A 6968-nucleotide genomic window follows, 5' to 3' on the forward strand; every position below is an offset into this window, starting at 1 on the left:
CGGCTACGCCGCCTCCGACTCCTCACCACCGGCCAAAACAAACGTCAACGACCGGCCAACATAATTGTCGCCCCCCAGCGTAGGTCGCCCTTCAGGCGGTAGCTCCGGCTTCTCGCCCAGCGCGCTCGAACCATCCGAGCACGGCTTGCCAGTGAGAGTCTCCATACAAGCGTCGGAAGCGTACGGTCTCCTCTGCGTGCGAGTCGCGCCATACCGTGAGACGCTGGGCGACGATCCACCGTCCAGATTTACTGCTACGCCGCCCTCAGGAAATTTGCTCTACCTATGGAGTAGATTTTGAAAACCGGTTCCGATTGACACCGGGAGTCATATCAGCGGGGCGATACCTATCTCCGGACTTTGCTCGTTCACGGCGCGCGAAGCATCATTTATCGCGTGAAAGAGCCAGGTCCATGGGTAACACAGATGAAACAGCGGCGCCCGTTGAACGTTGTAATCGTGGCGATGGCCAATAAGCTTGCACGGATAATCCGGGCAATATTGGTCCATCAACTTCCATACAGGAAGGACTACGAAAGCGTCAGGCCCACCTGAATTCGCTGGCCTGCAGGAAAGTTTTGTTGGAAGGGATGGAACGCCAAAAGTTGCGGTGGCATTCGAGAGCGATGATAAAACGGTAGGACCCGGGACTCACCATGCCTGAAAAGTTGTCAGAGTGAAAAAGCTCGTGCGGTGAATGAGGCGTGAGTCAGCGAATTTCATAGGTGCCCGCAGCGAACAAGGCTGCAATAAGGCCGAATGTAGAGCTGCAGCTCATCCTGTTCGTCAAAACCTCGAACGTCTGGCGCAAAGGGGGGCGTTCATGTAGACAACTTTGCTTCGGTCTACGACTTACAGTCAGGAAAACACGGCGCTAGCGGTATTACTGGACGCCGCTAGCACTCTTGTGGACACTGCTAGCAGAGATTGTGAACGCGGTAGAAGACGGGGCCAAAGCGCCGTGACGATGGCATGGTCATGCGCCGTGATTCGCACGGTGCCGGCAGGCTTGTCGCGCATCGCACTCAACGACCCTAATTCCTGCTCGATTTCATCGAGTCGTGGAGCCACTGCGTTCAGGAGCCGTGTGCCGGCTTCCGTGGTGGACACGCTGCGCGTAGTGCGGATCAGCAGCCGCACACCCAGCCGCGCTTCCAGCGCCAGCATTGCGTGACTCAATGCCGAGCGCGAAATACCTAGCTGCGCAGCTGCGCGCGTGAAGCTGCGTTCGCGGGCCACATTCACGAACGCTTGAATGTCGTTGAGGTTTTTCCTTTGCATTAGTGAACTGGATGCACAAGAGCATGCAGATTTTACTATCTACCGAACTATTCGACTAAGCAATACATTGCTATCAACCCTACGCAAGCTCTTGTGGCGTAGTCCGGCATGCCTGTAGCAGACTCCCCGACCACCGGGCCACGACCCGGGCAGGGCCGAAAGCCGTGCTTCCTTCTAGCCCCAATTCCCCAATGGAAAGCGCAATGAACAGCAATATTGCAGGCAAGGTTGTCGTTATTACCGGAGCAAGCAGCGGCTTGGGCGAGGCTTCCGCACGATTGCTTGCGCAGCAAGGTGCCAAGCTGATCTTGGGTGCCCGACGCCTGGACAGGCTGCAAGCCTTGGCGAGCGAACTCAAGCTGGACGATCGCGCGGTGGTGCAAACCGACGTGACCGATCGCGCCCAGGTGCAACGTCTGGTCGATCGTGCCGTGGAGCTGCATGGCCGCGTCGATGTGATGCTCAACAACGCAGGCCTGATGCCGAGCGCCATGCTGTCGCGGCTGCACGTTGACGAGTGGGATCGGATGATCGACGTCAACATCAAGGGCGTGCTGTATGGCGTCGCGGCTGCGCTGCCGGTAATGCAGGCGCAAAAGAGCGGCCACTTCATCAACGTGTCGTCGGTGGCAGGCCACAAGGTCGGCCCCGGTGGCGTGGTCTATGCGGCGACCAAGCACGCGGTTCGGGTGATTTCCGAAGGACTGCGCCAGGAGGTCAAGCCGTACAACATCCGCACCACCATCGTTTCGCCTGGTGCCGTGGCGACGGAACTGACCAGCACGATTACCGATCCTGACGTGGCCGCGAGGATGGCCGCCACCTATGAAAAAGCCATCCCGGCAGATTCGTTCGCCCGCGTCGTGGCATTCGCCATCAGCCAGCCCGAAGACGTGGACATCAACGAAGTGCTGTTCCGTCCGACGACCCAGGAATATTGAAACCCCGGCCACACAAGAGAGCTAATTCATGGATTACCGATATTTGGGCCGTAGTGGCCTGCAAGTTTCTCCGCTCTGCTTGGGCGCAATGATGTTCGGCGGTGAAACCGACGAAGCGACATCGCAACGCATCATCGCCAAGGCAGCAGATCAAGGCATCAACTTCGTCGATACGGCGGACGTGTACCACGCGGGCCGTTCCGAAGAAATCGTGGGCCGGGCCATCGCGGCTGACCGTGACCGCTGGGTTGTCGCTACCAAGTTCGGCTTTCCGGCGTCCGCCACCGCCGGCCCGAACGAGCAAGGGCAATCGCGCAAGTGGATTTACCAGTCGGTCGAAGCGAGCCTCAAGCGGCTCGGCACCGATTACATCGACCTGCTGTATTTCCATCGTGCCATTCCCCGCCTGCAACTCGAAGAAAGCGTGCGCGCCATTGGCGACCTGATCCGTCAGGGCAAGGTGCGTTACTTCGGGCTGTCGAACTTCCGCGGTTGGCGAATCGCGGAGGTCGTACGTCTTGCCGACCAGCTCGGCATCGAGCGGCCCGTCGCCAGCGAACCGCTTTACAACATCGTGGATCGCACGGCCGAAGTGGAACAACTGCCCGCAGCGGGTCACTACGGTTTGGGCGTTGTGTCTTACAGCCCGCTCGCGCGCGGTGTGCTGACGGGTAAATACGCCGTCGATGCGCCGCCGCCGGCAGAAAGCCGCGCTGGCCGTGGCGACCGACGCATGCAGCAGACAGAATGGCGTCCCGAATCGTTGAAGATCGCGCAGGCGATTGCCGCCCTTGCGAGCGAGCGCGGTACCACGTCGATTGCCTTTGCGCTGGCCTGGGTGCTTAAGAATCGTCTGGTGAGTTCGACCATCGCCGGCCCGCGAACGGAAGCGCATTGGGACGGCTACATGGATGCCCTGTCGGTGCAGCTCACCCCGGAAGACGAACAGTTCATCAATGCGCTGGTTCCGCCCGGCCACGCATCGACGCCCGGCTATACCGATCCGGGCTACCCGATTGAAGGGCGCATCGTCCTGTGAGCCGGCAGGCCGCCGTGATCGTAGTTTCGATGGCGTTGTTTTCCATCGCCACGCTCACGGCGGTATCGGCTCGTGCGGCGGACGCCACGACTGGCGTTTCGTCGCCGCCAACCCCGGCCCGTCACGAAGAACACGCTATGCAGATCAACATGGACATTGAAGGCACCACGATCACGGCCACGCTGGAGAACAGCGCGGCGGCCAGGGATTTCGCATCGCTGCTGCCGTTGACGCTGACCTTGAACGACTACGCAGCGACGGAAAAGATCAGCGATTTACCCCGGCGGCTGTCCACCATCGGCGCACCTGCTGCCATGACGCCCAAGGTCGGCGACGTGACGTATTACGCCCCGTGGGGAAACCTGGCGATCTTCCACAAGGGCTTTCGTTATTCCGAGGGGCTGGTGAAGCTCGGGACGCTGGATACGGGTATCGAGATCATGCTTCAGTCTGGCCCGCTCAAGGTAACGATCAGCAAGGCGGCGCAGTAGCCGTGATGACTTCTTTCCTTTGGCCGCGATCAAACTCTCGGGGATCAGATATGTGGCAGCAAGACCAACTCGATCGCATCGTGAAAGCCGATGACCTGCACATCTCGCCGTTTCGTGAGGACGGCAAGACCTACGGCACGCCAACGTGGATCTGGTGCGTCCAGGTCAAGGGCGAACTGTATGTCCGCGGCTACCACGGCACGGCTTCCCGCTGGTATCAGGCGGCCGTGAAGCAACGGACGGGGCGGATTTCGGCTGCCGGGTCGGTCATCGACGTGTCGTTTGAACCGGTATCGCTATCGGATGAAATCAACAACGCCATCGACGAAGCCTACGAGGAGAAATATCGGACTAGCTCCTATCTTCGGCCGATGATCGACAAGCGTGCGCGTGCAGCGACAGTAAGAGTCGTGCCGCGCGATACACGAGAACATCACCGATGAACAGTACACCGCTCGGCAACTCAACGATTCATCGTTGCGTGGTCGCCGCAGTGGCGATGTTCTTTGGTCTGGCGGCTGCCATTTGCAATGCCACCTCAATTTCACAGGAATCGAAAACCTTGTCGAATAACTCGACCACCTCGAAAGTCCTTACCGCGCAGCAACAAGCCATCGTTCCCATTGCGGCATCTGCCGCTGCGGGCGATATGGGCTTGTTGGACGTGGCCTTGAATCAAGGGTTGGATGCCGGCCTGACCGTGAGTGACGTGCGGGAAGTTCTCGTGCAGCTCTACGCCTACGCTGGCTTTCCGCGCAGCCTCAATGCACTCGGCGAGCTGATGAAGGTACTGGCGTCGCGCAAGGAGCGCGGCATCGGAGATGCGCCGGGCGAGGCACCGAGCCATCCCGCTCCGAAGGGCGAGGCGCTGCTTGCAGCCGGCACTGCCAATCAGACGAAACTGGCCGGTGGCCCGGTCAAGGGGCCGGTATTCAACTTTGCGCCCGCCATTGACGAATACCTCAAGACCCATCTGTTCGGCGACATCTTCGAGCGCGACAACCTCGACTGGCAAAGCCGCGAAATCGCTACCGTCGGCATGCTGGCTGCATTGCCCGGTGCTGAGCCGCAACTGCAAGCCCACATGCGTATCAGCATGAACACCGGGATCACGGCGGAGCAATTGAAGCAACTCGTTCAAGTATTGATGGAGCGCGTGGACGTCGGCGCTTCCAGGCGTGCGCAAGAAGCACTGGATCGCCAGCTTGCCGCAGTATCGGGACGATGAGAGACGTGCTCAACATACAGGCCGAAATTGCGCGATCCACGCAGAACAGCGCGCGCGCCGCGCTGACTGCGGCACTGCTTGGATTTTTCGTCATCACGCTGGATGCCGTAGTGGTCAACGTGGCTTTGCCGACCATCGGCCACGAACTGCATGCGGGAATAACTGGCTTGCAGTGGGTTGTAGACGGCTACACCCTGGCGTTCGCGGCGTTGCTGCTTTCGGCAGGCGCGTTCGCGGATCGCATTGGTGCCCGTCAGGCGTTCGGCCTGGGCTTGATCGTTTTTGCACTGGCATCGGCGGCTTGCGGTTTCGCCCCGACCTTGGGGATGCTCCTCGCTGCACGTTTTGTTCAAGGCATCGGAGCGGCAGTGATGATGCCGTCATCCATGTCGCTGATCCGGCATGGCTACGCAGACCCGATTCAGCGTGGACATGCGGTAGCCCTATGGGCAATGGGCGGTGCTGTTGCCGCGACCTCCGGCCCCGTAATCGGCGGCGTCCTGGCGTTGTGGAACTGGCGCTGGATATTCTTTATCAATCTGCCCGTGGGCTTGGCGATATTGTTTTTCCTGGCCCGTGCCAATCCATCGTCGAGGCGTGAAGTTCCGTTTGACGGCTGGGGGCAGCTTACCGCCGTCGTCGCTATGGGCGCGTTGACCTATGGCGCGATCGAAATGGGTAGCGACGGGATTGGCGCGTCTTCGGTGCTGGCTTCCTTCGTCATTGCCTTCGTCGCCTTGGTGGCGTTCGTCGTTCTGCAACAGCGTGGCGCTCACCCTATGGTGCCGCCAAGTCTGTTCGCACCGCGCAACGCCAGGATTGCAATGGTGGTCGGCTTCACTTTCATGGTCGGCTATTTCGGTTTGCCGTTCGTCTTGAGTCTCTACCTGCAACAGCAGCGTGGTTTATCTGCCGCGGCGACTGGCGTGGCGTTTTTGCCAATGATGCTCACGGGCATGGTGCTGACGCCATTCAGTTCGCGCTTGGTTCACCAATTCAGCGCCAAGACGTTGATCGTGAGCGGCCTGATTTCTATGTCGGCGGGACTGGTGCTCACCGCGCTCTTGCCGTTCTCCGCGCCGATAGGCTGGATTTCGGCGCTGATGATGTTGGTCGGACTGGCGGGGCCGCTGGTGGCTCCTCCGATAACCGCGGTGCTGTTGAGCAGCGTTCCGGGGCATTTCGCAGGCACGGCCAGCGGCGTGTTCAACACGAGCCGACAGGTAGGAGGTGCCTTGGCCGTGGCTGTATTCGGTGCGTTGCTGGCGCGCTCGCCCAACTTCATCACCGGCATGCACAGCAGTCTGATGACGGCATCGGCGATTTCGTTGGCAACGGCGGCAATTAGCTTGCGGCTTCAACCGAAAAACCATCACTAACCTGGACGGAGGGTATCAATTACTGGCGCGCGCCAGAGCCAATAGCGAGACTTCGCAGTTCCTCGATGTCGCGCTTGGGCGGCGTTCCGAACATCCGGCCGTACTCCCGACTGAATTGAGAGGGGCTTTCGTAACCGACTTTGAATGCAGCATTCGCAACTTCCATGTGTTCGTTCAGCATCAATCGCTTCGCTTCATTCAGTCGCAGCCATCTCTGGTATTGCAACGGACTCATCGTAGTCAGTTGGCGAAAGTGATGATGAAATGTCGGCGTGCTCATCTGCACGCTGGCCGCCAGTTCCTCGACGCTGAAGGGTTCGGTGCAGTGGAGTTTCAGCCAGTCGATAGCTTTGCGATCCGGTTCCGGAAAATTCCAATTGAAGACGGCCCTGATTCCGGGGCAGCCTCAGTACTCTCTTGAAACGGTCCCACCTTTTGTGTTCGCAGCACGGGCAACATGCGAAGTCTGACCAAAAGGCTATCACGTTACCGTCGAAACGCCGAGGAACGGCGTCGTCAGCGCCTCTGCTAGGGAAACGCTGATTAATAGGCCAACGCGCGAGCTTGTCGGCGGTGCTGACCCGCAAATTGCGGATGCCGAAGTGAAGC

The 6968-nt window shown here is 59.7% G+C and carries 6 protein-coding genes and 3 pseudogenes; 7 read left to right on the top strand and 2 right to left on the bottom strand.

Features of this window, described 5'->3' with window-relative positions; all coding sequences use genetic code 11:
- Nucleotides 1-333: 333 nt before the first annotated feature.
- Nucleotides 334-555 (top strand): annotated as a pseudogene (locus DIE23_RS38465) (IS110 family transposase); the annotation flags it as partial.
- Between the two features lie 381 nt (nt 556-936).
- Here DIE23_RS38465 and DIE23_RS38470 read toward each other — a convergent pair.
- A pseudogene (locus tag DIE23_RS38470) lies at nt 937-1281 on the bottom strand (LysR family transcriptional regulator); the annotation flags it as partial.
- Nucleotides 1282-1484: 203 nt separating this feature from the next.
- Between DIE23_RS38470 and DIE23_RS38475 the strand changes: the two are divergent.
- Genes DIE23_RS38475 through DIE23_RS38500 form a run of 6 tightly spaced genes read left to right on the top strand, consistent with a single transcriptional unit; the run spans nt 1485 to nt 6359 of the window.
- The gene (locus tag DIE23_RS38475) at nt 1485-2222 is read left to right on the top strand and encodes an SDR family oxidoreductase (RefSeq protein ID WP_124618071.1); all 738 of its coding nucleotides are present in this window, start codon (nt 1485-1487) and stop codon (nt 2220-2222) included.
- A 28-nt stretch (nt 2223-2250) separates the two neighbouring features.
- On the top strand, nt 2251-3261 hold the full coding sequence (locus DIE23_RS38480; RefSeq protein WP_124618073.1) for an aldo/keto reductase: 1011 nt from the start codon (nt 2251-2253) through the stop codon (nt 3259-3261).
- Nucleotides 3262-3275: 14 nt separating this feature from the next.
- Entirely contained in the window at nt 3276-3752 is a 477-nt protein-coding gene (locus tag DIE23_RS38485) for a cyclophilin-like fold protein (RefSeq protein ID WP_260436370.1), read from the top strand.
- A gap of 50 nt (nt 3753-3802) precedes the next feature.
- Nucleotides 3803-4195: a DUF2255 family protein gene (locus DIE23_RS38490; RefSeq protein WP_208457548.1), complete on the top strand. Its 393-nt coding sequence runs from the start codon at nt 3803-3805 to the stop codon at nt 4193-4195.
- Nucleotides 4192-4980: a carboxymuconolactone decarboxylase family protein gene (locus DIE23_RS38495; RefSeq protein WP_175796438.1), complete on the top strand. Its 789-nt coding sequence runs from the start codon at nt 4192-4194 to the stop codon at nt 4978-4980. Before DIE23_RS38490 ends, DIE23_RS38495 begins: the two co-directional genes overlap by 4 nt.
- Nucleotides 4977-6359 (top strand): MFS transporter, encoded by a 1383-nt coding sequence (locus tag DIE23_RS38500; RefSeq protein WP_124618077.1) that lies wholly within the window; start codon nt 4977-4979, stop codon nt 6357-6359. Before DIE23_RS38495 ends, DIE23_RS38500 begins: the two co-directional genes overlap by 4 nt.
- Nucleotides 6360-6378: 19 nt before the next feature.
- Here DIE23_RS38500 and DIE23_RS38505 read toward each other — a convergent pair.
- Nucleotides 6379-6711, bottom strand: a pseudogene (locus DIE23_RS38505) (helix-turn-helix domain-containing protein); the annotation flags it as partial.
- Nucleotides 6712-6968 lie beyond the last annotated feature (257 nt).

The organism is Burkholderia sp. Bp9143 (assembly GCF_003853645.1).
GTDB lineage: Bacteria > Pseudomonadota > Gammaproteobacteria > Burkholderiales > Burkholderiaceae > Burkholderia.

Coding starts and splice junctions, on each gene's coding strand:
- DIE23_RS38475 (WP_124618071.1), top strand. CDS start 1,485: ATGAACAGCAATATTGCAGGCAAGGTTGTCGTTATTACCGGAGCAAGC.
- DIE23_RS38480 (WP_124618073.1), top strand. CDS start 2,251: ATGGATTACCGATATTTGGGCCGTAGTGGCCTGCAAGTTTCTCCGCTC.
- DIE23_RS38490 (WP_208457548.1), top strand. CDS start 3,803: ATGTGGCAGCAAGACCAACTCGATCGCATCGTGAAAGCCGATGACCTG.
- DIE23_RS38495 (WP_175796438.1), top strand. CDS start 4,192: ATGAACAGTACACCGCTCGGCAACTCAACGATTCATCGTTGCGTGGTC.
- DIE23_RS38500 (WP_124618077.1), top strand. CDS start 4,977: ATGAGAGACGTGCTCAACATACAGGCCGAAATTGCGCGATCCACGCAG.